26 protein-coding genes are annotated in these 22,848 nt (G+C 61.8%); 12 read left to right on the forward strand and 14 right to left on the reverse strand.

Translation table 11 applies throughout. The features are described 5' to 3' along the window. Positions 1–6: 6 nt before the first annotated feature. From ACIQUF_RS03840 to ACIQUF_RS03865, 6 genes are all read left to right on the forward strand, one after another. Positions 7–1,341, forward strand: coding sequence for an iron-containing redox enzyme family protein (locus tag ACIQUF_RS03840; RefSeq protein WP_403128636.1), 1,335 nt, complete (start codon positions 7–9; stop codon positions 1,339–1,341). Continuing rightward, entirely contained in the window at positions 1,341–2,294 is a 954-nt protein-coding gene (locus tag ACIQUF_RS03845) for a methyltransferase (RefSeq protein ID WP_403128637.1), read from the forward strand. The genes ACIQUF_RS03840 and ACIQUF_RS03845 overlap by 1 nt, the downstream gene beginning before the upstream one ends. Before the next feature lie 4 nt (positions 2,295–2,298). Beyond that, on the forward strand, positions 2,299–3,456 hold the full coding sequence (locus tag ACIQUF_RS03850; RefSeq protein ID WP_403128891.1) for a carboxylate-amine ligase: 1,158 nt from the start codon (positions 2,299–2,301) through the stop codon (positions 3,454–3,456). A gap of 51 nt (positions 3,457–3,507) precedes the next feature. After that, on the forward strand, positions 3,508–4,107 hold the full coding sequence (locus ACIQUF_RS03855; protein ID WP_403128639.1) for a nucleosidase: 600 nt from the start codon (positions 3,508–3,510) through the stop codon (positions 4,105–4,107). Between the two features lie 66 nt (positions 4,108–4,173). Further along, complete coding sequence (locus ACIQUF_RS03860; RefSeq protein WP_403128641.1) at positions 4,174–4,311, forward strand: PSPA7_2676 family Cys-rich small protein; 138 nt, start codon at positions 4,174–4,176, stop codon at positions 4,309–4,311. A gap of 10 nt (positions 4,312–4,321) precedes the next feature. Further along, entirely contained in the window at positions 4,322–5,170 is an 849-nt protein-coding gene (locus ACIQUF_RS03865) for a Ku protein (RefSeq protein ID WP_403128642.1), read from the forward strand. Positions 5,171–5,178: 8 nt separating this feature from the next. On the opposite strand, the gene ACIQUF_RS03870 is transcribed toward ACIQUF_RS03865, so the two are convergent. The 5 genes from ACIQUF_RS03870 to ligD are packed head-to-tail and all read right to left on the reverse strand — an operon-like array spanning position 5,179 to position 10,739. Then, the gene (locus ACIQUF_RS03870; protein ID WP_403128893.1) at positions 5,179–5,841 is read right to left on the reverse strand and encodes a glycosyltransferase; all 663 of its coding nucleotides are present in this window, start codon (positions 5,839–5,841) and stop codon (positions 5,179–5,181) included. Beyond that, complete coding sequence (locus ACIQUF_RS03875; RefSeq protein ID WP_403128644.1) at positions 5,838–6,437, reverse strand: class I SAM-dependent methyltransferase; 600 nt, start codon at positions 6,435–6,437, stop codon at positions 5,838–5,840. The genes ACIQUF_RS03870 and ACIQUF_RS03875 overlap by 4 nt, the downstream gene beginning before the upstream one ends. An 11-nt stretch (positions 6,438–6,448) precedes the next feature. Then, positions 6,449–7,204, reverse strand: a complete 756-nt coding sequence (locus ACIQUF_RS03880) for a PIG-L deacetylase family protein (protein WP_403128647.1) — start codon at positions 7,202–7,204, stop codon at positions 6,449–6,451. Beyond that, a complete protein-coding gene (locus tag ACIQUF_RS03885) occupies positions 7,201–8,244 on the reverse strand; it encodes an acyl-CoA dehydrogenase (protein ID WP_403128649.1) in 1,044 nt (347 codons plus the stop codon). The genes ACIQUF_RS03880 and ACIQUF_RS03885 overlap by 4 nt, the downstream gene beginning before the upstream one ends. Further along, entirely contained in the window at positions 8,241–10,739 is a 2,499-nt protein-coding gene (gene ligD, locus ACIQUF_RS03890; RefSeq protein WP_403128650.1) for a DNA ligase D, read from the reverse strand. Before ligD ends, ACIQUF_RS03885 begins: the two co-directional genes overlap by 4 nt. Before the next feature lie 143 nt (positions 10,740–10,882). On the opposite strand from ligD, the gene ACIQUF_RS03895 reads away from it, so the two are divergent. After that, positions 10,883–11,344, forward strand: a complete 462-nt coding sequence (locus ACIQUF_RS03895) for a phosphotransferase system, HPr-related protein (protein WP_403128652.1) — start codon at positions 10,883–10,885, stop codon at positions 11,342–11,344. A 128-nt stretch (positions 11,345–11,472) separates the two neighbouring features. Here ACIQUF_RS03895 and ACIQUF_RS03900 read toward each other — a convergent pair whose 3' ends face one another. From ACIQUF_RS03900 to ACIQUF_RS03920, 5 genes are read right to left on the reverse strand one after another with little or no spacing between them, the layout of a single operon-like run. Further along, positions 11,473–11,901 (reverse strand): hypothetical protein, encoded by a 429-nt coding sequence (locus tag ACIQUF_RS03900; RefSeq protein WP_403128653.1) that lies wholly within the window; start codon positions 11,899–11,901, stop codon positions 11,473–11,475. A 28-nt stretch (positions 11,902–11,929) separates the two neighbouring features. Beyond that, positions 11,930–12,889, reverse strand: a complete 960-nt coding sequence (locus ACIQUF_RS03905; protein ID WP_403128655.1) for a lysylphosphatidylglycerol synthase domain-containing protein — start codon at positions 12,887–12,889, stop codon at positions 11,930–11,932. After that, positions 12,889–14,091 (reverse strand): cardiolipin synthase ClsB, encoded by a 1,203-nt coding sequence (gene clsB, locus ACIQUF_RS03910; RefSeq protein ID WP_403128657.1) that lies wholly within the window; start codon positions 14,089–14,091, stop codon positions 12,889–12,891. Before clsB ends, ACIQUF_RS03905 begins: the two co-directional genes overlap by 1 nt. Next, positions 14,088–14,873, reverse strand: a complete 786-nt coding sequence (locus ACIQUF_RS03915) for an endonuclease/exonuclease/phosphatase family protein (protein WP_403128659.1) — start codon at positions 14,871–14,873, stop codon at positions 14,088–14,090. Before ACIQUF_RS03915 ends, clsB begins: the two co-directional genes overlap by 4 nt. Continuing rightward, positions 14,870–15,787 (reverse strand): DUF72 domain-containing protein, encoded by a 918-nt coding sequence (locus ACIQUF_RS03920; RefSeq protein ID WP_403128661.1) that lies wholly within the window; start codon positions 15,785–15,787, stop codon positions 14,870–14,872. Before ACIQUF_RS03920 ends, ACIQUF_RS03915 begins: the two co-directional genes overlap by 4 nt. 152 nt (positions 15,788–15,939) lie before the next feature. Here ACIQUF_RS03920 and ACIQUF_RS03925 point away from each other — a divergent pair, with 152 nt between their 5' ends. The 4 genes from ACIQUF_RS03925 (at position 15,940) to ACIQUF_RS03940 (ending at position 17,704) form a co-directional block, all read left to right on the forward strand. Beyond that, positions 15,940–16,332 (forward strand): low affinity iron permease family protein, encoded by a 393-nt coding sequence (locus tag ACIQUF_RS03925; RefSeq protein ID WP_403128662.1) that lies wholly within the window; start codon positions 15,940–15,942, stop codon positions 16,330–16,332. 45 nt (positions 16,333–16,377) lie between these two features. After that, a complete protein-coding gene (locus ACIQUF_RS03930; RefSeq protein WP_403128664.1) occupies positions 16,378–16,929 on the forward strand; it encodes an ATP-dependent Clp protease proteolytic subunit in 552 nt (183 codons plus the stop codon). A gap of 148 nt (positions 16,930–17,077) precedes the next feature. Further along, on the forward strand, positions 17,078–17,293 hold the full coding sequence (locus ACIQUF_RS03935; protein WP_403128666.1) for a general stress protein: 216 nt from the start codon (positions 17,078–17,080) through the stop codon (positions 17,291–17,293). Positions 17,294–17,434: 141 nt separating this feature from the next. Beyond that, positions 17,435–17,704: a DUF6555 family protein gene (locus tag ACIQUF_RS03940; RefSeq protein WP_400800859.1), complete on the forward strand. Its 270-nt coding sequence runs from the start codon at positions 17,435–17,437 to the stop codon at positions 17,702–17,704. 35 nt (positions 17,705–17,739) lie between these two features. Here the strand turns inward: ACIQUF_RS03940 and ACIQUF_RS03945 are convergent, their stop codons facing one another. Next, positions 17,740–17,910, reverse strand: a complete 171-nt coding sequence (locus tag ACIQUF_RS03945; RefSeq protein ID WP_403128668.1) for a hypothetical protein — start codon at positions 17,908–17,910, stop codon at positions 17,740–17,742. Between the two features lie 87 nt (positions 17,911–17,997). Further along, positions 17,998–18,612: a LuxR C-terminal-related transcriptional regulator gene (locus tag ACIQUF_RS03950; protein ID WP_403128670.1), complete on the reverse strand. Its 615-nt coding sequence runs from the start codon at positions 18,610–18,612 to the stop codon at positions 17,998–18,000. Positions 18,613–18,727: 115 nt separating this feature from the next. Here ACIQUF_RS03950 and ACIQUF_RS03955 point away from each other — a divergent pair, with 115 nt between their 5' ends. Beyond that, positions 18,728–20,350, forward strand: a complete 1,623-nt coding sequence (locus tag ACIQUF_RS03955) for a hybrid sensor histidine kinase/response regulator (protein WP_403128672.1) — start codon at positions 18,728–18,730, stop codon at positions 20,348–20,350. Here the strand turns inward: ACIQUF_RS03955 and ACIQUF_RS03960 are convergent. Both ACIQUF_RS03960 and paaZ read right to left on the reverse strand, forming a co-directional pair. Then, positions 20,319–20,618: a hypothetical protein gene (locus ACIQUF_RS03960; RefSeq protein ID WP_403128674.1), complete on the reverse strand. Its 300-nt coding sequence runs from the start codon at positions 20,616–20,618 to the stop codon at positions 20,319–20,321. The genes ACIQUF_RS03955 and ACIQUF_RS03960 overlap by 32 nt on opposite strands. A gap of 170 nt (positions 20,619–20,788) precedes the next feature. After that, on the reverse strand, positions 20,789–22,843 hold the full coding sequence (gene paaZ / locus ACIQUF_RS03965) for a phenylacetic acid degradation bifunctional protein PaaZ (protein WP_403128675.1): 2,055 nt from the start codon (positions 22,841–22,843) through the stop codon (positions 20,789–20,791). Between the last annotated feature and the right edge of the window lie 5 nt (positions 22,844–22,848).

Consider the following 22,848-nt stretch of genomic DNA (forward strand, 5'->3'; position numbering starts at 1 on the left):
GGCGGTATGACGGTCTTGTCTCGCAACAGCCTACCCCTGACGCCGGCACCGACCGCGCACGTTTCCCTCGCCAATCGCTATGAGTCTTTGTTGAACGGCGACGCCAATGGCATTCACCCATGGCTGGCTGAACAACTTTCGCTGACCCATGCCCGCCCGGATGATCTGCCAGACAGCATGGATCAACTGCATGCATGGAGCGCGCGACATGCCACGCAAGTGGCTGCCGATCATGCCGAGTACCTTGAGCAGCGCCGCCAGGGCGCCCCTCGTCGATATTTCGCCAACCGCGCCCAGGCGTTGTGGTTCATTCAGCAGGTCGCGCCGACCAAGGCCGTGGACGGTGCCTGGCTTTTCGGCACTTTGCGCCATTGGCAGGATCCGCGCTTTCATGGCCTGATTCGCACCTACCTTGAGGAGCTTGGCGAAGGCGATCCGCGCTGCAACCATGTGCTCATCTACCAGCGCCTGCTAAGCCGACTGGGTTGCCTGGAGCCCTTCGAGCTGGACGACAAACGTTACCTGCAAGGGGCGCTTCAGTTGGCGCTGGGCTTGTGCACGGATGATTTTCTGCCTGAAGTGATCGGCTACAACCTTGGCTATGAACAGCCGCCATTGCATCTGCTGATCACGACACATGAACTCGCTGAACTGGGCATCGATGGCTATTACTTCCAGTTGCACGTCACCATCGACAACGCTGCCAGCGGCCATGCCAGCAAAGCCATTCATGCCGTCCATCAATTATGTCCAACGGACAACGCCGAGGCATTTTATCAACGGGTACGGCATGGCTACCGGTTGAACGATCTGGGCACTGACACGCCCACCCTGATCAGTCGCTTCGACCTTGAAGCACAGCTCATGGCGCTACTGGCACGCAAGCGTGTGTTCGGCCAGTTCATGCACGCCGACCGTTGCCGTCTACAGCAACGTACGGTCAACCAGTGGTTGGCCGACCCGGAGGCGATGCCGGCATTCTTGCAAGCCTTGCAGGCGCAGGGCTGGATCAAGCGTGGGCAAGATCCCGCCGGCAGCCGATGGTGGTCGCTCATCAATGGCCCTGGCGCGCCCATGTTCGGCGTGTTCAATGCCTATGAAAAGCAGCTCTGGCATGACTGGATCGCTGACGGCTGGCAAACGCCCCAGCGCCGGGTACCGCCAGGCGCCTGGGAAGCTGAACTGAACCAGACGTTGGCGATGCCAGCGCGCGAAGCCACCGCCGACATCGATACCCTGCTTGCTTGTATGGCAGGTAAACGCCATGCCCTGCCGGACGGCCTGCGAGCTACCCGTGCATACCTCAAGGCTACCGGCCTCGCCCAGGAGAGCCCACACTGATGATGCTCACTCCCCAGCAAGTTCAGGCTGACGAAGCGTTGCTACGGCTGGGGCAGCGCCTGCGTGCAGATGGCTATCGCTTCACCTGCGTGACGCCCGCCACCCATGCCCGAAACAACGCCAGGCAGGGCACGGAGCAGGCGCGCAACCTGCGCGATGTGTTTGGCTGGAGTCGGCCCTTCGCTGCTTCGCTGATATCGAACGATGAGCTGGACCAGTTGCGAAGTGCGCAAGTGCTGTCAGAGGAAAGCGAACTGCTGCGTAGTCAGATTCGCTGGTCCAGCCTCGACGACATGCTGCTGGTGCATTCCGCCTATCCCACCGATACCAATGACGCGGTGTTTTTCGGCCCGGACAGCTACCGCTTTGCCCAGGTCATACACGACCACCTGCAACACAGCCCATTGCGCGTCGAACACGCCGTGGACATTGGCTGCGGCAGCGGCGTCGGCGCCCTGGTGATCGCTCGCGCTGCCCAGCACGCCCAGGTGACGGCGGTCGACATCAACCCACTGGCCTTGCGCTACACCGCCATCAATGCAGCACTGGCTGGGGTAAGCAATGTATCGATCCAGTCCAGCGACCTGCTTGACGGAATCAGCGGCAACTTCGATCTGATCGTCGCTAACCCGCCGTACATGCTGGATGCCGGTCAGCGTACCTACCGCCATGGCGGGGGAAGCCTGGGTGCGCAGTTGTCATTGCGCATCGTCGACCAGGCGTGCGAGCGTCTGAGCCCTGGTGGCGCCTTGCTGTTGTACACCGGTGTGGCGATTGTTGAAGGTCGCGACCCGTTGCTCGAAGCGATTCGCCTGCGATTGGCCGGGCCGGAATGGGCGTGGGTATACCGTGAAGTGGATCCCGATGTTTTCGGTGAACAGCTGCATGAGCCGGGCTACGAGCACGTCGAGCGCATCGCCGCAGTGGCGCTGACCGTAAACCGCAGTGCCTGATGCCATGTATCGCGCCTGCACATTCGGAATCGAAGAAGAATACCTGCTACTGGACTTGGCCAGCAGGCGGGTGCTGACAACGCCCTCGACCCAGGTCACCCAGCGCTGTCGCAAGGTATTGGGCAAGCACTTCGCCGACGAGATGTTCCTAAGCCAAATCGAGCTGGCATCCCCTGTGTTCGGCAATCTCCTGGAAGCGCGCAGGTTCATCCTCGATAGCCGTTCGCGGCTGATTGAAACGCTGGCCGAAGAAGGTGCGGGCCTGTACTGCGCAGCCAGCCATCCCAATGCACCGTGGCTGCGCCAGAAGGCCAGGCCAACAGCGCATTATCAGCAACTGTTCGAAGATTATCGGCATGTCGCTCGTCGCAGCCTGCTCAACGGGCTGCATGTGCACGTCGGCGTGCCGCCGGGGCATGACCGCATGCAGTTGATCAATCGCGTGCTGTACTGGCTGCCGTTGCTGCTGGCATTGAGTGCGTCGTCGCCGTTTTGGATGGGCCAAGCGAGCGGCTACATGAGCTATCGCCGGGTGATTTGCGGAGAATGGCCGCATATGGGGCTGCCGGAGTCCTTGCAGGACTGGTCCGCTTACGAACGTTTACGGGCATTGCTGCAGCGCACCGGCGCGCTGGCCCCGGATGGAGACTTCTGGTGGGCGATAAGGCCTTCCCGGCGTTTCCCGACCGTGGAACTTCGCATCTGCGATGCTTGCCCTGACCTTGAAGACGCTCTGTGCCTGGCCGGCCTGTTCCGCCATCTGGTGGAACATTGCCTGCAATCGGCTCATCAGGTCGCCCCCATCAGCCGTGAACTGCGCTGGGTGACCCAGGAAAACTACTGGCGCGCGCTGCGCTATGGGCGCCTGGCTGAATTCATCGGGGTCCATGAGCAGCAACCGGTCACCGCGCTTGGCTGGCTATCGCAACTGCAATGCTGCTACCCCGCTCAGACCCTTGACGCTGAATGGGCATTCAACCGAGCTGAACGTATTCTGCGCGAGGGCAGCAGCGCCGATCTACAGCTGGCTTGTTTGCGGCAGGCGCGCGAAGGCGGGGCAAGCAACAGCCAGGCGTTGAATGCGGTGGTGGATCAGTTGCTGGCTCAGGCACGTGGGCAGTCAGGGCCGCAACCGACCACGGCGGCGCTTGCATTACGCTAGCGTTCGCCGACAATGGCGGCGTCCATCGCAAGCCATTTGGAATGCCGCTCCATGATGCTGATCAAGCAATTTCCTGACATCACGCTGGCCGATACGCTGTTCGTCTTCGCACTCGAGGCCGAAGCCGGGTCGGTGTTCAGCCACGTCAACACTGTCTTCACCGGCATCGGCAAGGTCAATGCCGCCATCGCCCTGACCAAGGCCATCCACCGGCAACGCCCCAAGCTCATCGTCAATCTCGGCTCGGCCGGTAGCCAGCGCTACGGCAAAGGCGAGGTGGTGTGCTGCACGCGCTTCGTGCAGCGCGACATGGACGTGACCCCGCTGGGTTTTGCCCGTTACGAGACACCGCTATCGGACATACCGGTACTGCTGGAGCACGGACAAGCGATCCCAGGCTTGCTCCAGGGCACCTGCGGCAGTGGCGACAGCTTCGAGGTCAACCATGGCGAGTCACCGTATGACATCGTCGACATGGAGGCCTATGTGCTGGCGCTGATCGCCCGCAGCGAAGGCATACCCTTCGTGTGCCTGAAGTACATTTCCGACGATGCCGGCAGCGATGCGGCAGGTGATTGGGCCGTGCAGGTGCACTTGGCCGCCGAAGCGTTCAAGCGGGTGCTGTTCGACCCCGCCAGGCAATCGGAGTAAACCTTCGCGCCGCCACGCAGTCATTTCAAGTAAGCGCCCGGCATTTCCGGGCCAAGGAGGTGGCTGATGACCCTTGTCTGCCTGCTGCGTGGCTGCCACTGGCGTGCCATGGCCAACCCCGAAATCGTCGGGCTGCACTGCCAGCATTGCGAACGCTGTGGTGCCTTGCGCTACTGCCAGCCCGGTCAACCCTTGCATCCTTAGGAGGCATGCCATGGCCAGGGCAATCTGGAAAGGCGCCATCAGTTTCGGCCTGGTGCATATCCCGGTCTCCCTCAACACTGCTGTGCGCACTGAGCGTGTCGATTTTGACTGGCTCGACAAGCGCAGCATGGAGCCTGTGGGCTACAAGCGCATCAACAAGGTGACGGGTAAGGAAATCGACAATGACAATATCGTCAAGGGCGTCGAGTACGAGAAAGGGCGTTATGTGGTGATCAGTGAGGAAGAAATCCGCAAAGCCCGTCCTGAAGCTACCCAGACTATCGATATCTTCTCCTTCGTCGCCGCCAGCGACATTCCGTTGCAGCATTTTGATACCCCGTATTATCTGAGCCCCGACCGGCGCGGGGGAAAGGTTTATGCGCTGCTGCGTGAAACCCTGGAAAGCACCGGCAAAGTGGCCCTGGCTACCGTAGTGCTGCACACCCGTCAGCATTTGGCGCTACTTCGTCCGCTTGACGACGCGTTGGTGATGATCACCTTGCGTTGGCCCGAAGAGGTGCGCGGGCTGGAAACGCTGGAACTGGACAAGAGCGTGACCGATACCAAGGTCGACAAGCGCGAACTGGACATGGCCAAGCGCCTGGTCGAGGACATGAGCGGGGACTGGGCGCCGGACGAATACCATGATGCGTTTCGCCAGACCATCATGGACCTGGTTGAAGAGAAGGCCAGCAAGGGCAAGATCAGCGTGGTGGACAAAGGCGAGGGCGGCGATGCCGAGAAAAGTGCCGATATCATCGACCTTACCGAGCTGCTCAAGCGCAGCCTTGGGGGCAAGGCTGGCAAGAAAGCACCTGCTGAGAAAAAGCCGGCCCGAAAGACTCGCAAGGCCTCGTGAGGGCAACGCTAAGGGATTTGAGTCTGCAACTCTGACAAGAAATCCCCAAACCCTTCACGAGCTCGGCTATCGACGCGGCTACTGGTCGCCACACTGTGCTTGGCCGTCCATACGATCTGCGCGCCACTGGCCTCCAGGTCGCGCACAAGCTGCACATCCTCGTGCGCTTGCAGTGGCTGAAAGCCGCCTACGCGCTCGTAAGCACGGGCACAGACACCCAGGCTCGCCCCATGAATGTGCCGATGCCCCTCGCACGCCTGATAGCCGCTAAGGTACAGCTTGCGTAACGCCGCACGCTGCCACGGCTGCCAACGCTCGATATGAACGGTGCCACACACCACCTCGGCACTGCAGCCCAGTTGCGACAGCAGCCAATGCGGCGGCACCTGGCTGTCGGCATCGGTACAGGCCAGCCATTGCGCGCCGCGCTCCAGCATCAGCGCAGCCCCCAGGCGCCGGGCCATGCCGACACTGCCGGCATCGACCGCCACCGTCTCCACGCCGAAACGCTTGGCCACAGCTGCACTGCCATCGGCACAACGGTCCAGCACCACCAGAACGCCGACCTGATAGCCAGCATGTTCGGCCAAGGCCACTGCCGCACCCATGGCCTTCAGGCAACGGCCCAGCCGCCGTGCTTCATTGTGCGCTGGAATCACCACGGCAATCATGAGCACGTCTCGCTCAGGTCGACCACGCGAGGCTGGCAGGACCAGTATTCCAGCAGAAAGTCCGCCTCTTCATGGCGTACCACCGGATACAGTGGAAGGTGCCTGGCCAACAGGTGGTGTACTTCCCGGCCATCCTGCGGACAGCCCGCAATCGGATGACGCCAGTGACACGCCAGCAGGCCGCCGTCATCGGTGAGGCTGGCGACAGACTGCTCGATCACCTGCAACCAATCGGTAGGGTCGAGGTAGTACCCCACCTCGCTGAGCACGATCAGGTCGAAACTGCCGCCTGGCCAATCTACCGGCAAGCGGCCCGTAGCGACTGCCGCATTGTGTGTGCCTGCGAGACGTTGACGGGCCAACTGCACAGCAGTTGGGTCCAGATCCTGGCACAGCAGTTCGGCGCAGCGTTCAGCCAGCCCGGCGCTCAACTCGCCATTGGCGCACGCAGGTTCGAATACGCGCTGGTAACACTGGCGTGGCAGGCTGGCCAGCAGCAAGTCACGCTTGCGCCGCTCGTACCAGCGGGTGCGAAACGCCCAAGGATCTTCATTGTCAGCGTACAAGTCAGCGAAGTACTGGGCGTCGAGGCTCATGGTGTCTCTCTTCACAGAAATATCAGTTCGAAGGGTTGCAGCAGGCAATCGAGCAGGTTCGCAGGCAAGACCGGCGGCCGCTGCTGATCAGGCTCCAGCTGGCTATGATGCGCGGCGATCGCCTGGCGCTTACGCGCCACCAGTGTTTCATCCAGCTGCAGACGATGCGCTCGTGGCCAGGGCAGGCGTGCGTCGTCAGGCTGCGCCCAGTGCCAGGCCCACACCGGCACCTCGACCAGTTGCACCTTACGCGCAAGCGCGGCCTGAGCTGCGGCGCGCCCCAGCGCTTCGTGATCGCAATGGCCATCGCCGCGCCAGGTGGTCATCAACAGGTCGTCGGGTTTGAGCAATTGATTGAGGTGGTTGACCAGAAAAGCCTCGTCACGCGGCAGTCCACCGTCCTTGAGGTGTAGCCGGCGCCAATCCAGGTTGTTGAGATCCAGGTCCAACTGCTGCAACGCATGCCGACTCTCCAGTGGCCTTTGCCGACGCAGGCGGTGTTCGGTCCAGGTCGGTGAGTCGGGGTGGCTGCCTTCACCATCGGTGGCGGAAATCAGCAACAGGTCCTGCTCGCGGCCGCGCATGCCGGCCAGTAAACCACCCGCCATCAAGATCTCGTCATCCGGATGCGGTGCCAACAAGACCAAGCGTCGGCCCGGTGGAAGGAGCTGTTGTGGGGTGATCCAGGTCGCACGGGCCAGGTGCGCGGACTGCTGCCAATCCGCCCAGGGCGTGCCTGAACTGGCTTGAATTAGGTTTTCCTTCATAGCTGCCAGGCTCCTGCCGGTACATGCGCCAGCTGGTGTCCGAGGGTGGCCAGATCGCGTTCGGCGTGGCTTTGGCGGAGGAACACCGGAAGGTCGGCGCTGAGCCTGGCGAAATGGGCGTTGCGACAGAAGGGGGTGGCGCCCAGGGCGCGGCCCACATGATGGATGACCTGGTCGACCGCCTGTTCAACCTGGGCACGTACGCGCCGCACTTCAAAACTGGCGTCGGCAGCAGGATGTAAATCGATCCACGCTGCACATTCGCGCAAGGCGGCGCGGGCGCCGAACAGCGCTGCGTCTACCGCGCCCAGATGGGCTTGGGCGTGGGCATCTGCCCGAGGCTTGCGGCAGTGCTCACGCAGGTAGTCGGCCAATGCTTCGCCAGCGCCATACCAGCAGGCAGCGATACCTGCGCCGCCATGCCAGAAGCCTGGTCGGGAGAGGTATTGGCCCGAATGGCCGACCGCTATTCCTGGGGTGTCGTCAAACGCGACCTCCACGCTAGCCGTGATGCCCATGCCCACCGCTTGCCAATGATCGATCTGCAGGCTATTGCGGGTATGGGCCAGGTCGATCGCCACCAACTGCGGCATGTCGTTATCGGCCCATGCGGTAATCAGTGCGTGATCGATCTGCAACGCGCCGGAACACCACGCTTTGCACCCGCTCAAGCGTACCTCGTCGCCATTGCGGGCTACGATCTGGGCACGGGCATCAGGGGGCTCGGCGGCCCATACGCCCCATATTCCGTCTCCTGCCAATTGTGTCGAGCCACATTCGGTCAGAATTGCCAGAGCGTCGGTGTGGCCCTCGTACAGTTTTGCCAATGCCAGGTCGCATCCGGCTACTCGCGCCAATGTCTGCCAGCGCTGCAAGGTATCGCCTTGGCCCGGCAGCGGCAGCAGGTCGAGGTGGCCAGCCCGCAAGGCCTGCATCAGTTGGGCCAGTTGCGCGTCCAGGTTGAGCGCCTGTGGCCGCTCACTGAAGGTGCGCAGCAAGCTGTCCAGCGTGTCCAGATTGAAGTCCTGAATGATGCTCATGCCATCCCCATCTGTTTGCGCATGCGCGCGGTGATCGATTGCCGGGTCTTGCCCATTGCCGCCCAGGGGTCGTCGACTTCGGCCAGACGTTCGTGCAGGTTGCCGATGTGCCATTGGTTGGCGCCTTTGAGTTGGCCGAGTTCCTCGCGCCATATCGGAACCGACACCGGCAACCCTTCGCGGGCTCGCAGGGAATAGGCGCAGGCCGTGGTAGCGCCTTTGCCGTTGCGCAGGTAGTCGATGAAAATCCGCCCGACGCGGTTTTTCGGGCCGGACACCGCGCTCAGGCGGTCGGGGAACAGCTTGGCCAGGTAGCTGACGATGGCATGGCTGAAGTCCTTGACCTCATCCCAACCGGCACGCCGGGTCAGTGGCACTACCAGGTGCATGCCTTTACCGCCGCTGGTCTTGAGAAATACCTGTAGGCCCAGCTCGTCGAGCAGGGTCAAGGTCAGCTGGGTGGCTTCGATCATGGCCTTCCACGGCAGTGCGGGGTCCGGGTCGAGGTCGAGCACAAAGCGGTCGGGCTTGTCGAAGTCCTTGTCGGTGGCGTTCCAGGTGTGCAGTTCGAGCATGTTCATCTGCACCGCGCCGAGCAAGGTGTCGGGGCGGTTGATGACCATCGCCGCCTGGCCGGCCTCGGCTTTGTCATAGGTGACGACATTGGCGATCTGCAGCTGGCCGGCATTTTTCTGGAAGAACAGTTCGCCGCCCAGGCCCTCTGGAGCGCGGACCAGTGCGACAGGGCGATCCTTGAGTTGGGGCAGGATCAACTCGCTGACACTTGCGTAATACTCGGCAACCTGACGTTTGGTCGCGCCGATGGTGGCGTCGATGACCCGGTCGGGGTGCGTGAGGCGCAGTTCGCCCAGATCCTCGTCATGCTGTGCTGGCTGACGTTTGGAAACCCGTTTGGCAGGCATGGCACGCTCCAGGTCGATGGCACTGGCCGGTTTGTCATCACGCAGGCCATGAAACACCGAGTGGCGCACGATTCCGTCCCGGGTCATCTGCGCGTACGAGACTTCGGCCATCAGTTGCGGCTTGAGCCAGTGCACACCACGAGCCTCGGCACCGGTTGGCGGTTGGGGCAGGGCGGACTTGGCAACTTCCAAGGGTTTGAGGCGGGCGTGGATGCTGTCCAGCGTCGTGGCGCTGAAGCCCGTGCCCACTTTGCCTGCGTAGCGCAATTCGCCGCTGTCGGGGTGGTGCAGGGCCAATAGCAACGCCCCGAAACCACTGCGACTTCCCTTGGGGTCGGTGAAACCGACGATCACGAACTCCTGGCGCTGCTTGCATTTGAGCTTGATCCACTCAGCGCTGCGCCGGCCGATGTATGGGCTGCCGGCGCGCTTGCCGATCAGGCCTTCGAGCTCCAAGCGACACGCGCTGTCGAGCAGTGATTGAACCGGCTGACCGAAATCGGCGGAAAATTCGAGCACCCCGGATGCGTCGTGTTCAAGAAGCTGACGCAGCGCCTCACGCCGGTCCTCCACGGGCTGCTCGCGCAGGTCCTGGCCGCCCAAGAAAGGCAGGTCGAACAGGTAGTAGATGATCTCACCGTCCTGTTCGGTGTCGAAGGCATTCTGCAGGGCCTGGAAATCAGCTACGCCGTTCTCGCCATTGACCACCATCTCGCCATCGAGCCAGGCAGAATCGATACCCAATGCGCGCAGTGCAGCGACTTGCCGCGGCATCTTGCTGCTCCAGTCATGACCATTGCGCGTGAACAGCCGTACATCGTCGCCCTCGATGCGGGCGAGAATGCGATAGCCATCGAATTTGACCTCATAACGCCAGTCGCCCTGGGGAGGCGAGTCGACCAGAGTCGCCAGCTGAGGCTGCAATTTATCGGGCAGGGCGATCTTTTTACCTGCACGGGTGCGGCTGCGCTTGGCCGGTTTGCCGGCCTTCTCCGCTTTTGCCGCACGACGCGGGACCAGAGTCCGATCACTGATCACGCTGTCGGGTTGCGCTTCGACAATGCTGTATTCGGCCTCGCTGCGCGCCTGGCCGTCGTGGGATTTGACCAGCATCCATTGCTCTTTCTTGCCGGCCAGGTGGGTGCGGAACAGGTTCCACACACCGCTGAGCTTTTCACCTTGCAGTCGGAAACGCAGTTTCCCCTTGGCGTAGGCTTGGTGTGCGTCACCTTCGGGTTCCCAGATCCCTCGATCCCAGACAATCACATCCCCAGCGCCGTAGTGGCCCTCCGGGATATTGCCTTCGAAATCCGCATAGTCGAGGGGATGATCCTCGACATGCACCGCCAAGCGCCGCACTTTGGGGTCCAGCGACGGGCCCTTGGGAATGGCCCAGCTCTTCAGCGTGCCGTCCAGCTCAAGCCGGAAGTCGTAGTGAAGGTGACTGGCATCGTGCTTCTGGATGCAGAACTGCAGGGCATGCGCCGCTTTGGACCGGCCACGCTTGCCACTGGGCTCGGGCGTGGCGTTGAAGTCACGCTTGCGCTCATATTCCTCCAAGGGCTTGGCCATATCAGGCTCCAGATAGGGTGGCGGCTCTTAATTTGGGAGGCAGCGGGCGAGTTGGGAGTTCAAAAAATTACATGCACGAAAAACTCTGAATCTCGGCCGTGCTGCGCAGTCGACCAGTTACACCCCTCTGATGGAGAGCCGAGATGAGCCAACCCACTGACCGCAAGCCTTACACGCCCAGCGAAATCGACGACACCGAGGACCGCATGGGCAGCGTTCATGAACTGGATTTCAATGAACGCAATGACGAGCGCAAGGGGCGTATCGGTGATGAACGCCCTGCCTCGGAAGTGGACAAGGAGTTCCCGCCGCAGCGCGTGACGGAGAGTGGCATGACCGGTGGAGAAGCGCTGACCGACAGCCTGCATGAAGACAACGTCACCGATGACGACCTCAGCCCTGACACCCTACTGGATGAAACCGGTGCACGTGACCCGTACGAGCCGGGCGATGGCGGCGGGCCGGCGGATCAAGAGCTACGTGAAGTCGATGCCCGTGAGATTGGTGGAGGCATTGGCCTCGATGAAGCCGAACTGGCCCGATCCGCGCCACTGGATGGCGAGCCGTGGACAGACGATGTGGCGGACGAGCCGCCGAAGCGGTGATGTCCCATGTGTGGTGTGGGAGCGGCTTCAGCCGTGAAACAGACGACGCGGTGAATGGCACCGGCTTTGCCGGTATTCGCGGCTGAAGCCGCTCCCACAGGATGATTGTATCTGCCAGATCCACAGAACTAATGCGTTTGCCAGATGCCGTTGCTGCGTTCGCAGTCCGTGCGGGCCTGGCCCAGGCTAGGGGTGTCGTAGTAATACGTGACCACCCGGGCATCCTTGGGCAGGGCGGGCTTGGTCGACGGCTCGTCGCGCCCCGCAGATTTCGGATTGGCCAGGCTCTCCTGGGTCAACGGCGCAATGCAACTGCCGACGCTGCCATCCGCGCAGCGCGGCACTTTATGTTTCTCGGTGTTGAGCATCTCCTTGCTTTCATTGCTGCAGGACCAGTTGATCGCCTCGGCAGGCATGTTGCTGTAGCTGTAACAGGTCCGCCCCTCCACCGGCTTGATGGCTTCGCTGGACGAGCGGGTCGTCACCTCGCACGCTTCGGCCAGCACCTCTGCGCTGGCCAGGCTGCCCAGCAGTATCAGCAACAGGGAAACACGCATGTGTCACCTCCCGGGCCTCAGCCCGTATTCAGGTCTTGCGCAAGTTCGCTTCGCCGCGCTGGCGCATGGCCCGCGCACGTTTTTCCAGCACCAGGTAGGTAATCACGGCCAGCAGCAGAGGTATCAGGTAATAGAGGGTGCGATAGCCCAGCAACGCCGCGACCAGGCTGCCCTGGCTCAACTGGCCGTGCAGCAGGGCAAGGAAGACCGCTTCTAGTACCCCTAGCCCTGCTGGAATGTGCGCAACGACGCCTGCCACGCAGCTGATCAGCAAGATCCCGAGGATCGACGGATAGAATAGGTTGTCCGGCAGCAACCAGTAGATCAACAGCGCCATCAAGGCCCAGTTGCTCGCCCCCAATGCCACTTGGCAGAGCGCCAGCCGCAGTGACGGCAAGGTGATCTCATGCTCCCGTATGCGCCAGGTGCGTCGTTTGGCAAACCCGCAGGCGAGGAGATAAGCCGCCGCTACGCCGAGCAGCAGAAAACCGATCAGCTGCAGGCCGGTGACGCCCACCGCCCAGCTTTCAGGCAACTTGACCAGACGCAGTGCGAAGACTGTGCCTGCCAACAACATGTAGCCCATCCAGTTGGTCAGCAGGCCCAGCGTCAGGATCTTGGTGATCGTCGGCGTATCCAGGCCCAGCCGCCCATACAGCCGATAGCGCAGGGCAACGCCGCCAACCCAGGTAGTGAAGTTGAGGTTGAAGGCATAGCAGACGAACGCCACCGGCAGCACCTGGCGCGCCGGCAGGTGGTGCCCGGTGTAGGCCCGCGCAAGCAGATCGTAGCTGGCGAACGTCAGGTAGCTGCACATCGCCAGGCCCAACCCAATGATCAGTGTGCTGGGTTTGTAGGCGACCAACGACTGCTGCACCTCGTTCCAGTCCAGGTTGCGGGCGAGCATGTACAGCAAGGCCGGGATCAGGATCAGGAACAACAAGGTCAGCACGCGCTTGCCCCAGGTCTGCCAGGTTTTCTGCGCCATCAGGTATTGCCCTCGTGCAAATCGCCCTGGGCCTGCATCTCGGGTTGTACCGAGCGAAGCTTTTGCCGGTGAGCGGGGAACCAGCCCGCAATGCGGGGGAAGTAGCGGGTGAGGTGGAAACCCACGAAGATCAGCGGCGCCCGCCACCAATAGCCGCGGATCATCCGTTCCAACGTCACCGCTTTGCAGTGCTCACCGGCCAGCGAGGCGAGGTGCTGATACAGGTGTTGATTGAAACGGCGATCACGAATGAGCAGGTTGGCCTCCAGGTTGAACGACAAGCTCAGGGGGTCGAGGTTGCTCGAACCCACGGTCGACCATTCATCGTCCATCAGCGCCACTTTTCCGTGCAGGGGCCGCTGGCAATATTCGTGAATGTGCACGCCATCGCGCAGCAAGTAGTTGTACAGCAACCGGGAGAGCGCGCGGACCCAGCGCATGTCCGGTTGCCCCTGCAGGATCAGCGTCACCTCGACCCCCCGCCGTGCAGCGTTGCGCAATTCGCGCAATAGCCGGTAGCCCGGGAAGAAGTAAGCGTTGGCTATCACGATCCGTTTACGCGCAGCACGGATTGCTTGCAGATAGCACGCCTCGATATCGCTGCGGTGATGCGTGTTGTCGCGCTCGACCAGTACCGCACTGACACCGCCGGTAGCCTGGCTGAGCGGCCGCACCTCGCTGGGTGGGTCGAGCACCGGCGCCATCAGCCGTTTACTGGACGCATGCAACTGCGCCACGACCGGCCCACGCACTTCCACCGCATAGTCCTGCTTGGCCATCGGCCCAAAATCGCCCAGGTGGTCGGCGCTGTAGTTGATGCCACCAATGAAGCCTCGCTCGCCGTCGATCACCACGATCTTGCGATGCAAGCGGCGGAACAGGTTGGTGCGCATACCCGCCACGCGTGGCTGTGGGTCGAACGCATGAAAACTCACGCCAGCTTCGGTCATGGCCGAAATGAAACCATCCGGCAGGTCCGCAGTGCCGTAGCCATCCACCGCCAACTCTACCCGTACGCCTCGCTGCGCGGCATCGATCAGCACTTGCTGCAGTTGCTGGCCAACCTTGTCATCGAAAATGATGAAGGTCTCCAGGAGGATTTCCTTGCGTGCCTGCGCCATCGCTTCGAACACGCAAGGGTAATATTCTTCGCCATTGATCAACAGCTCGACGCTGTTGCCTTCCACCCAAGGTCTGTTCACAGGTTGATCTCCGCAGCCAGGGGGGCATGGTCCGACAAGTGTGACCACGGGTATTTGGAAAGCACCTGAGCCTTGCTTGCCTTGGCGTTGCGCAAGTAGATACGGTCCAGGCGCAGCAGTGGCAGGCGCGCCGGGAAACTGCGTGCCGGCGCCCCAAAACGCTCACCGAACGCTTCCACGAGGTGTCGGGTAAGCACGGCATCGGCCTTGAGCCGCCAATCGTTGAAATCGCCGGCAACGATGACCGGGGCATTGGCTGGCAGGCTGTCGAGTAGCTCTAGAAGCAGGCGCACCTGATCTTGCCGGTGGGTTTCGCGAAGGCCCAGGTGTACACACACTGCATGCACTTCATCATGACCCGGAACGTTCAGCCGACAATGGAGCAAGCCGCGCTCTTCGTTACCTTCTATCGTGACGTCGAGGTTTCGGTGATCGGCAATCGGGAATTTCGACAGCAGCGCGTTGCCATGATCACCGTGCGGGTAGACCGCATTGCGCCCATAAGCGAACTGCGGCCACATGCTGTCGGCAAGAAACTCGTACTGTGGCGTGTCGGGCCAGGTCGGATGACGCAGCGCATGCTGTTCATGGCTGCCGTGTACTTCCTGCAGGAACACAAGGTCTGCATCGGTGGCACGGACCGCTTCACGCAGCTCCGGCAGGATGAAACGCCGGTTCAAGGCGGTGAATCCTTTGTGGACGTTGATCGTCAGCACGTTCAGCCGATGAACCGTGGTGATACGGTCGATGATGCACTCAGGCTTGGGCAGGGTCTTGTTCACAATGCCACCTCCGGTTCCACGCCGGGCTCAGTGACCAGCTCACCTGCCAGTTCGAGTTTTTCCAGCAGGCGCCGCGCGTCGAACGGGGCGTGGACCTTCTGGTCGTTATCGAAGTAGCAGTAGATATCCCGCGATGCGCGCCGATGCGGCTGCCGTTCGACGATCAGATGCGCATCGTCGGGTTGGCTGCCCTGGCTCCATTTTTCAATGCGCTGCTTCCACCTGCGCAAGGCACGGGCGGTATAGCCACTACTGTAGAGCTCGACATCGCCATGCAGGCGCATGTACACGAAATCAGCGGTTACGTCTTCGACGTATGGCCACTTGCCTGCACTGTCAGCCACCACCAGTGCCACGCGATGCTTGCGCAACAACTGCACGAACGCCTCGCACAGAAAACTTTCGTGGCGTATCTCCACGGCATGGCGCAGGCGCGCGTTGCCACGGATATCGGTGCCGCCATTGCCCTGCAGACGTTCGGCGCAGTGCCGAGCGCAATCACGCGCAGCTTTGCGATCCCGTGGCAGCAATTCAAGAAAGCGGGAAAAACGTTCTTCGTCGAACTTCATGTTGGGCGGAAACTGCCAAAGGATCGGCCCCAGTTTCTTGCCAAGCAACAACAGGCCCGAGGCGAAGAAGTTGGCCAGCGGTTCCTCGATGTCCTTGAGCCTGCGCACATGGGTGATGAAGCGCGGCCCTTTGACCGAAAACACGAAGTCTTCAGGTGTATCGTCTCGCCACTGCTGATAACGCAGCGGCGTCTGCAAACTGTAGAACGACCCATTGATCTCGATGCTGTTGACCGCTCGCGAAGCAAATGCCAGCTCGCTGTTCTGCGGCAGGCCCTGGGGATAGAAGTCCTTGCGCCACGGGGTATAGCGCCATCCGGAAATACCGATGCGGATATCACTCACGCTGTCGTCCTCATTGCTGTCCCTTGAATAGCGACCCGGCCAATAGGGAAACGGTTCAGGCTGTTTGACAAATGGCCGGCAAGGCGGTGTAGGGGAACTTTGCGCCCGCCGGCGATTCCACCGAAGGACGAAATGTGGTGAGGACGCTGAGCATGAAATTCGACCGCTTCGCCCAATGGCTGGCCAATTTCACCGGCCGCCCGATGTCCTTTGCCGTCGCGCTGCTGTTGATACTGGCCTGGGGCGTGAGTGGGCCGTTGTTCGACTACAACGATACCTGGCAACTGGTGATCAACACGTCCACCACCATCATCACGTTTCTCATGGTGTTCCTCATCCAGAACACCCAGAACCGCGACAATGACGAGTTGCATATCAAGATCGACGAGCTGTTGCGCACAACCAAACGCGCTCACAAGGCGTTGCTCGACCTCGAAGACATGGACCCCGCGCAGTTGCACGCACTGCGCAAGCAATACCAACTGATGGGCGAACACGGGGAACCCAATGGACCAATCGTCACACGGGACGACGCACGCGACTGAGAGCCGCCCAACCTTGCGCAGCGACCCGGCTATCTGGAGGCACGCATGGCCAGACACATCATCCACTTCACCGGCCCGATCAATTCATCCACCTGTGGCAACCTGATCAACACCTGCTCCAAGGCGCTGCAGCAAGGTGTCGAGGTGCTGCAGCTGAACATCGCGACGATGGGCGGGGAATGCAGTTACGGCTTCACCCTCTATAACTTCTTGCGAACGTTGCCCGTGCCAGTGCACACGCACAACCTGGGTACCGTGGAATCGATGGGCAATATCCTGTTCCTCGCTGGCGAACACCGAACGGCCTGTGCCCGCAGCAAGTTCCTGTTTCACCCCTTTCATTGGACGCTGCACGGCTCGGTGGATCATTCCCGCATGGCCGAATATGCGATGAGCCTGGACTATGACTTGCGCCTGTATGCGCAGATCGTCGCGGAGCGGACTCAGGGCAGCGCCGAGGTGCTGGATGTTCCACGCTATTTGATGGCCTATCCACGCATCCTGGGGCCGCAGGAGGCACTTGAGAGCGGGATGATTCATGCCATCGACGAAATGCCGATCGAAGCAGAAACCACTCAATGGAGCGTTCACGCATAGTTCGGGCGCAAGCATTTGTCTTTCTGAAGTTTCGCGCCACCTGTCAGCTGCGTGCATTCACATTGAGCAAATCGTTGCGCTGATGGCTCGGAAACTAGGCATGGCAACGCTTCATGCGTCCAACCCTCGAATCGCAAGGAGAAACGACATGGCTCGTGATCAAGAGCGAACCAGCCAACGTGGCGGCACCAAGGAAACCAACCCCGGCAATTTCGCCAACGACCGCGAACGAGCATCCCGCGCCGGCCACAAAGGCGGTCAGGCGTCGGGCGGCAACTTTGCCAATGACCGTGAACGGGCTTCGCAAGCTGGCCGCAAGGGTGGGCAGAACAGCCACGGCGGGGGCCGTCCGCAACAGAGTTAAGCCACTGCCAAATCCGAGGGCCCGCAAGCGTCCGCTCTGCGGGCCGCCTTGGAGTGTAATTGTTCGACAATTATTTTGAATCTTTGCCGCCAGGTATCACTCAATGACTAAGTCATCCATGGAGAAGAGGAGGGCCCCGTGATGCCTAATCCGCAACTGTACATCATTGACTACCAACTGCATGGGGAACAGCGCAGTTTCATCATCCGCATGGAGCGGATGGATAACGCCGAGGCCTGGCATTGGGCAAGTTGTGATGCGGGTATCGGCATCATTCCCAAATTCGGTCGTGAAAAAATCAAGAAGGTCAGCCGGCCCATGGCTGAACGCTATGGAATCACCGCTGTAAGTTGGCGCTTGTCTGGAGGAAAGCCGAGCCAGCCAGTGGGAGATTCGGCGGTCATCAGCTGACAGCAGGAGCGGGCTTTGAGGCCCGCTCCAAAGTGTCAGGCACCCGATTCCGGGTTGCTGGCCGGAACGCCGGGGCGGTTCTGTTCATCATCGGCGACGTTCGGGTCGGCATCAGGGTCGTCCGCGCGATCGTTGCGCTTTTCCGGGTCCAGTTCGGGCCAATCATCCTGGGCGCTGCCGCCGCCCATTCGCAGTATCTCGTTCATCACGATCTCCTTGGTGGCATGTGCAATTTAGAGTGCAATGCAGCCAAGGATGATCTGCCAGCAAGCCGTCGTGCCCGACCAACGGTTTCAAGTTCCGGTGTATTTCACGGCCGCCGCCGTGCGGGTTGTGACATTCAACGCCTTGAGCAGCGACGACACATGAATACGCACGGTAAACGGCGAGATATCCAAGGCGCGGGCGATTTCCTTGTTGGTCTTGCCCTGGGCAATGAGCCGCAGCACTTCTTGCTGACGGTGAGTGAGCAGCTCAAGTTCGGATTCACTCCCCAGGTTTGGCAACAGCCCTGAGGGGGAATATTTGACGAGTACTTCGCCCTCGCGAATGGCCAGGATTGCCGAGCCGATCTCCTCGGGGGCGATGCTTTTGCCGATGAAGCCATCGACCCCGCTGGCCAAAACCCGCTCGATCAGCGCGGGCTCATCGACCATCGACACGATAATCAACGTGGTACGGGACAATTGCTGGCGCAGGTCGGCCAGGCGGTCTATGCCGGTTAGGCCGGGGAAGCGCAGGTCGAGAATGAGCGTGTCCGGCACGTCTCCCTGGCTGGCAAGGTCCAGCACCTGCTGCAGGTCGCCGGCTTCTTCCAGCTGAGCGTGTGGCAACACCCGTTGCACGGTGCGAGCCATGGCTTCCCTGAAAAGCGGATGATCATCCGCCACGATGATGCGGCACGTCACGTCCTGACACTCCCTGTGAAGACCGGTTTCCCGGACCCTGCTAATTTAGCAGCTGACTTCGGTAACTGTCGCGCCGGGATGGCCGTTATGCGACACCGCACACAGGGACGTCAGCATGGACTACAACAAGAACAACGAGCTCGACCAGGCCAATCTGCGGGTCATCGTCGCCAGTTGCGCGCTGGTCTACATCACCGTTCTGGGCTTTCTTCCCGGGCATTCGCTGAACGACTACCTGCCGGTCATCTACTACATCGCCAGCTTCATCGTACTGTCGATCGGCCTGCGCCAGGCCATTGCCCGCTGGCCGGGGCATTACCCATGGCGGCGAGTGCTGGGTATCGTGCATGACTACACCGGCACCTGTTTTGGCCTGGTGTTGGGCGGCGAGGCCGCGCTGCCGCTGTATGCGGTGATGGTCTGGGTCAACCTGGGCAACGGCATGCGCTTCGGCACGCGTTACCTGCTGATTGCCACCGTGCTGGCGCTGACGGCATTGGTCGCGGTTTACCAACTCAACCCCTATTGGCAGGCCAATCCGTTCATGGTGCTGATGCTGCTGACCACCAGCACCGTGATCCCGGTGTATGCCCACCTGCTGCTGGAGCGCACGCGCAAGGCCTCGGAGCTGGCGATGGCGGCTACCCAGGAGAAATCGCGCTTTCTCGCCCAGGCCAGCCACGACCTGCGCCAACCGATCCACTCCATCGGCCTGTTCACTGCGTGCCTGCGCGAAGCACCGCTGGGCGAGCAGGAGCGGCGCTTGGTAGACAGCATCGACCGCTCCCTGCTTAACGTGTCGCAGCTGTTCCGTTCGATCCTCGATCTGTACACCCTCGACAACGGCCGCGTGCAACCCAAGCTCGAAACCTTCGCCGTGGACGACCTCCTGGCCGAGCTGCTGAATCAGAACGCCGAAGCCGCGCGCTGGGCCGGTGTCGAGATACGCATGCGACCCAGCGGACACTGGACCCGGGCCGACCGTGGAATGCTCGCAACCATGATCCAAAACGTGCTTTCCAACAGTTTCAAGTACGCGGCCCACCGCCCGTTGCTGCTCGGGGTGCGACGCCATCGCGAAGGACTGGCCATCGTCGTTTATGACCAAGGCCGCGGCATTGCTGCGGAACAACAGGAGCTGGTCTTCGAAGAGTTCTACCGGGTGCGCCAACTGCGAGACAAGGATGTCGAAGGCGTCGGGCTGGGGTTGTCGATCGTCAAGCGCCTGGGGCGGCTGATGGGTATGCAGGTGTGCTTGAGTTCCCGGCTTGGCCGAGGCACGGCGGTACGCCTGCAAGGCTTGCCACGGCTGGCGCCGGTGAAGCCGCTTGCCAGCGTTGAACAACAGACGCTGCAGAACGCAATGCTGGGCGGTTTGCGTGTTTGCCTGGTAGAGGATGACCACAACGTGCTGCGTGCCACCTCGGCGCTGTTGCAGCGCTGGGGATGCGAGGTGGAGGCGCACAGTTCGCCGGTGGGGCTTAGCAGCGAATGCGAGGTGATCGTAGCGGACTATGACCTGGGGCAGGAAGCGACGGGGGTCGACTGTATCGACAGCTTGCGCCGCCAGCGCGGGTGGCAGGTGCCGTCGCTGATCATGACCGGGCATGATCTGGAGAAAATCCAGGCCATCGTGCAAGGTCGTGATATCGCCGTGCTCTCTAAACCCGTGCGTCCTGCCGAACTGCGGCTAGCTTTGCGCAAGCTTACTGCAGGATCAGCGCCTGGCCTTCCTTGAGGCAGGACGGCGTCGGCTGATACAGGCCCATGCTGCCAACGGCAACGATAGCGCCGCTTGGGATCTGGCAGTTGTACTCGCCCTTGGCGGTGGTGACCGTGTAGTACGTGAGGGTGCTGTCGCTGCGCACATCAGCCACCTTGCTTACCTTGGTGTTCAGGGCGAACTCGGCACGCTCTTTGAGGGTGTCGTCGGAGGGCTTGATGGTCTGGCAGCCGGCGACACCGACCAATACGACGGCGCTCAGGAGGAGTTTGAGGGTGTTCATGGCAATGGGCTTCCTTGGCGTTGTTCTGTGGCCGGACTATAGCGCCGAGGAACGGGCAGGGCAGTAGGGCGGATGTACGAGGTGGCGTTGTGCCTCCAGTGGTGCCTGTGCTGGCCTCATCGCGGCTGTAGGAGCGGCTTCAGCCGCGATGAGGCCGGTACAGGCGCTTATCACTCAGGCTTTTTCAACACCAGGGTCAGAATGTCGTAGCTGGCCACAAGCTCACCCAGCTGGTTGGTCACCTCCACATCCCACGCCACCACACCTTGCGGCTGGCCGAGCGGGCTGGTCTTGCCCTGGTCGATCTTGCGCTTGCAGGTCAGCCGCGCCTGGATGGTGTCGCCAATACCCACCGGGTTGATGAAGCGCAGCGTATCCAGGCCGTAGTTGGCCAATACCGGCCCGGCGCCTGGGGACACGAACAGCCCGGCAGCGGCAGACAGCACAAAGTAACCATGGGCGATACGCTTGCCGAACTGGGACTCTTTGGCAGCAATCTCGTCGAAGTGCATGTAGAAATGATCGCCCGAAAGGCAACCAAAGTTGACCAGGTCCGCTTCGGTCACCGTCCGGCGGTGGGTCAACAGCGATTCACCGATGCGCAGGTCCTCGAAATAGCGGCGGAACGGGTGCACCTCAGTCTCGATCACTTCGGCACCGCGTACATATTCACCGGTCACGGCGGTCAGCATGCTCGGCGAACCCTGTACGGCGGCACGTTGCAGGTAATGCTTGACCGCACGCAGGCCTCCCAGTTCTTCGCCGCCACCGGCGCGGCCTGGGCCGCCGTGCTTAAGCTGCGGCAGCGGGGAGCCATGCCCGGTAGATTCCTGTGCGGCCTCACGGTCCAACACCAGCAGGCGACCATGCCAGGCGGCAGCGGCAGGAATCGCCTTGGTGGCTACGGCGCGGTCGGCGGTGACCAGGGTCGCCACCAGGCTGCCTTTGCCGCGCGCTGCCAGGGCCAGGGCTTCGTCCAGGTCGTCGTAGGCCATCAATGTGCTGACCGGGCCGAATGCTTCGATATCGTGGGCTCCGCCGTCGGCATGCGGGTCGCGGGCTTGGAGCAGGGTCGGCGCGAAGAACGCACCCTCGGCAACACCTTCGCCACGCGGGGCAAAACCGTCGCTGGCACCGAACAGCTGGTCGCAGCATTGCAGCAAGGCACGCACGCGCTCGCCGACGTCACGCTGTTGGTCATGCGAGGCCAGGGCTCCCATGCGCACACCTTCCAGCGCCGGGTCGCCGACCACCACTTTGCTCAGACGCTCACGCAAGCGCGTAGCCACGGCATCCAAGTGCTTGGCGGGGACGATGGCGCGGCGGATGGCGGTGCATTTCTGCCCGGCCTTGGTCGTCATCTCGCGGACCACTTCCTTGATATACAGGTCGAACTCTTCGCTGTCCGGGGTGACATCAGGGCCGAGAATGGCGCAATTGAGCGAGTCGGCCTCGGCGGTGAAGGGCACCGAGTTGCGGATCAGGTTGGGGGTCACGCGCAATTTCGCCGCCGTATCGGCGGAGCCGGTGAAGGTCACCACATCTTGGCCTTGCAGGCGGTCGAGCAGGTCGCCGGTGCTGCCGATCACCAGCTGCAGGCTGCCGGCTGGCAACAGCCCGGATTCGTTCATCAGGCGCACCACCGCTTCGGTCAGGTAGCTAGTGGAGGTGGCGGGCTTGACGATGCACGGCATGCCGGCGAGGAAGGTCGGGGCGAACTTCTCCAGCATGCCCCAGATCGGGAAGTTGAACGCGTTGATATGAACGACGACACCAGCGCGCGGCACCAGGATGTGGCTGCCGGCAAAATGGCCCTTCTTGCCCAGCGGGATCGCCGGCCCTTCATGAACCAGGTTGCCCGACGGCAGTTCTCGGCTGCCGATACCGGCATAGGAAAACAGCGTGGCGTTGCCGCCCTCGATGTCGATCCAGCTGTCGGCACGGGTGGCGCCGCTGTGGTGAGAGAGTGCGTAAAGCTGCTCTTTGCGCTCGGCCAGGTACAGCGCAATGGCTTTGAGGCGGGCGGCACGCTGCTGGAAGTCCATGGCCATGAGTTCGGCCAGGCCACGGGCACGGGCGAACTCAACGGCTTCGGCGAAGTCCGGGCGCTCTTCGTGGCTGTAGGCCAGGACGTGACCATCCAGGGCGCTGCGCAAAGCCTGGGCGCCGTGCTGGCCGATCCAGCGGCCGCCGATGAAGCTCTGCAGGGTAGGGGCGTCAGACATGCTGT

Source organism: Pseudomonas sp. NPDC090233, assembly GCF_044772285.1.
GTDB lineage: Bacteria > Pseudomonadota > Gammaproteobacteria > Pseudomonadales > Pseudomonadaceae > Aquipseudomonas.

Bases quoted from the DNA above. Each gene is read 5' to 3' on its own strand.
- ACIQUF_RS03840 (WP_403128636.1), top strand. From the start codon at position 7: ATGACGGTCTTGTCTCGCAACAGCCTACCCCTGACGCCGGCACCGACC.
- ACIQUF_RS03895 (WP_403128652.1), top strand. From the start codon at position 10,883: ATGAGCCAACCCACTGACCGCAAGCCTTACACGCCCAGCGAAATCGAC.
- ACIQUF_RS03850 (WP_403128891.1), top strand. From the start codon at position 2,299: ATGTATCGCGCCTGCACATTCGGAATCGAAGAAGAATACCTGCTACTG.
- ACIQUF_RS03940 (WP_400800859.1), top strand. From the start codon at position 17,435: ATGCCTAATCCGCAACTGTACATCATTGACTACCAACTGCATGGGGAA.
- ACIQUF_RS03855 (WP_403128639.1), top strand. From the start codon at position 3,508: ATGATGCTGATCAAGCAATTTCCTGACATCACGCTGGCCGATACGCTG.
- paaZ (WP_403128675.1), bottom strand. From the start codon at position 22,843: ATGTCTGACGCCCCTACCCTGCAGAGCTTCATCGGCGGCCGCTGGATC.
- ACIQUF_RS03960 (WP_403128674.1), bottom strand. From the start codon at position 20,618: ATGAACACCCTCAAACTCCTCCTGAGCGCCGTCGTATTGGTCGGTGTC.
- ACIQUF_RS03870 (WP_403128893.1), bottom strand. From the start codon at position 5,841: ATGATTGCCGTGGTGATTCCAGCGCACAATGAAGCACGGCGGCTGGGC.
- ACIQUF_RS03865 (WP_403128642.1), top strand. From the start codon at position 4,322: ATGGCCAGGGCAATCTGGAAAGGCGCCATCAGTTTCGGCCTGGTGCAT.
- ACIQUF_RS03945 (WP_403128668.1), bottom strand. From the start codon at position 17,910: ATGAACGAGATACTGCGAATGGGCGGCGGCAGCGCCCAGGATGATTGG.
- ACIQUF_RS03935 (WP_403128666.1), top strand. From the start codon at position 17,078: ATGGCTCGTGATCAAGAGCGAACCAGCCAACGTGGCGGCACCAAGGAA.
- ACIQUF_RS03930 (WP_403128664.1), top strand. From the start codon at position 16,378: ATGGCCAGACACATCATCCACTTCACCGGCCCGATCAATTCATCCACC.
- ACIQUF_RS03885 (WP_403128649.1), bottom strand. From the start codon at position 8,244: ATGAGCATCATTCAGGACTTCAATCTGGACACGCTGGACAGCTTGCTG.
- ACIQUF_RS03900 (WP_403128653.1), bottom strand. From the start codon at position 11,901: ATGCGTGTTTCCCTGTTGCTGATACTGCTGGGCAGCCTGGCCAGCGCA.
- ACIQUF_RS03880 (WP_403128647.1), bottom strand. From the start codon at position 7,204: ATGAAGGAAAACCTAATTCAAGCCAGTTCAGGCACGCCCTGGGCGGAT.
- ACIQUF_RS03905 (WP_403128655.1), bottom strand. From the start codon at position 12,889: ATGGCGCAGAAAACCTGGCAGACCTGGGGCAAGCGCGTGCTGACCTTG.
- ACIQUF_RS03955 (WP_403128672.1), top strand. From the start codon at position 18,728: ATGGACTACAACAAGAACAACGAGCTCGACCAGGCCAATCTGCGGGTC.
- ACIQUF_RS03860 (WP_403128641.1), top strand. From the start codon at position 4,174: ATGACCCTTGTCTGCCTGCTGCGTGGCTGCCACTGGCGTGCCATGGCC.
- ACIQUF_RS03875 (WP_403128644.1), bottom strand. From the start codon at position 6,437: ATGAGCCTCGACGCCCAGTACTTCGCTGACTTGTACGCTGACAATGAA.
- ACIQUF_RS03925 (WP_403128662.1), top strand. From the start codon at position 15,940: ATGAAATTCGACCGCTTCGCCCAATGGCTGGCCAATTTCACCGGCCGC.
- ligD (WP_403128650.1), bottom strand. From the start codon at position 10,739: ATGGCCAAGCCCTTGGAGGAATATGAGCGCAAGCGTGACTTCAACGCC.
- ACIQUF_RS03845 (WP_403128637.1), top strand. From the start codon at position 1,341: ATGATGCTCACTCCCCAGCAAGTTCAGGCTGACGAAGCGTTGCTACGG.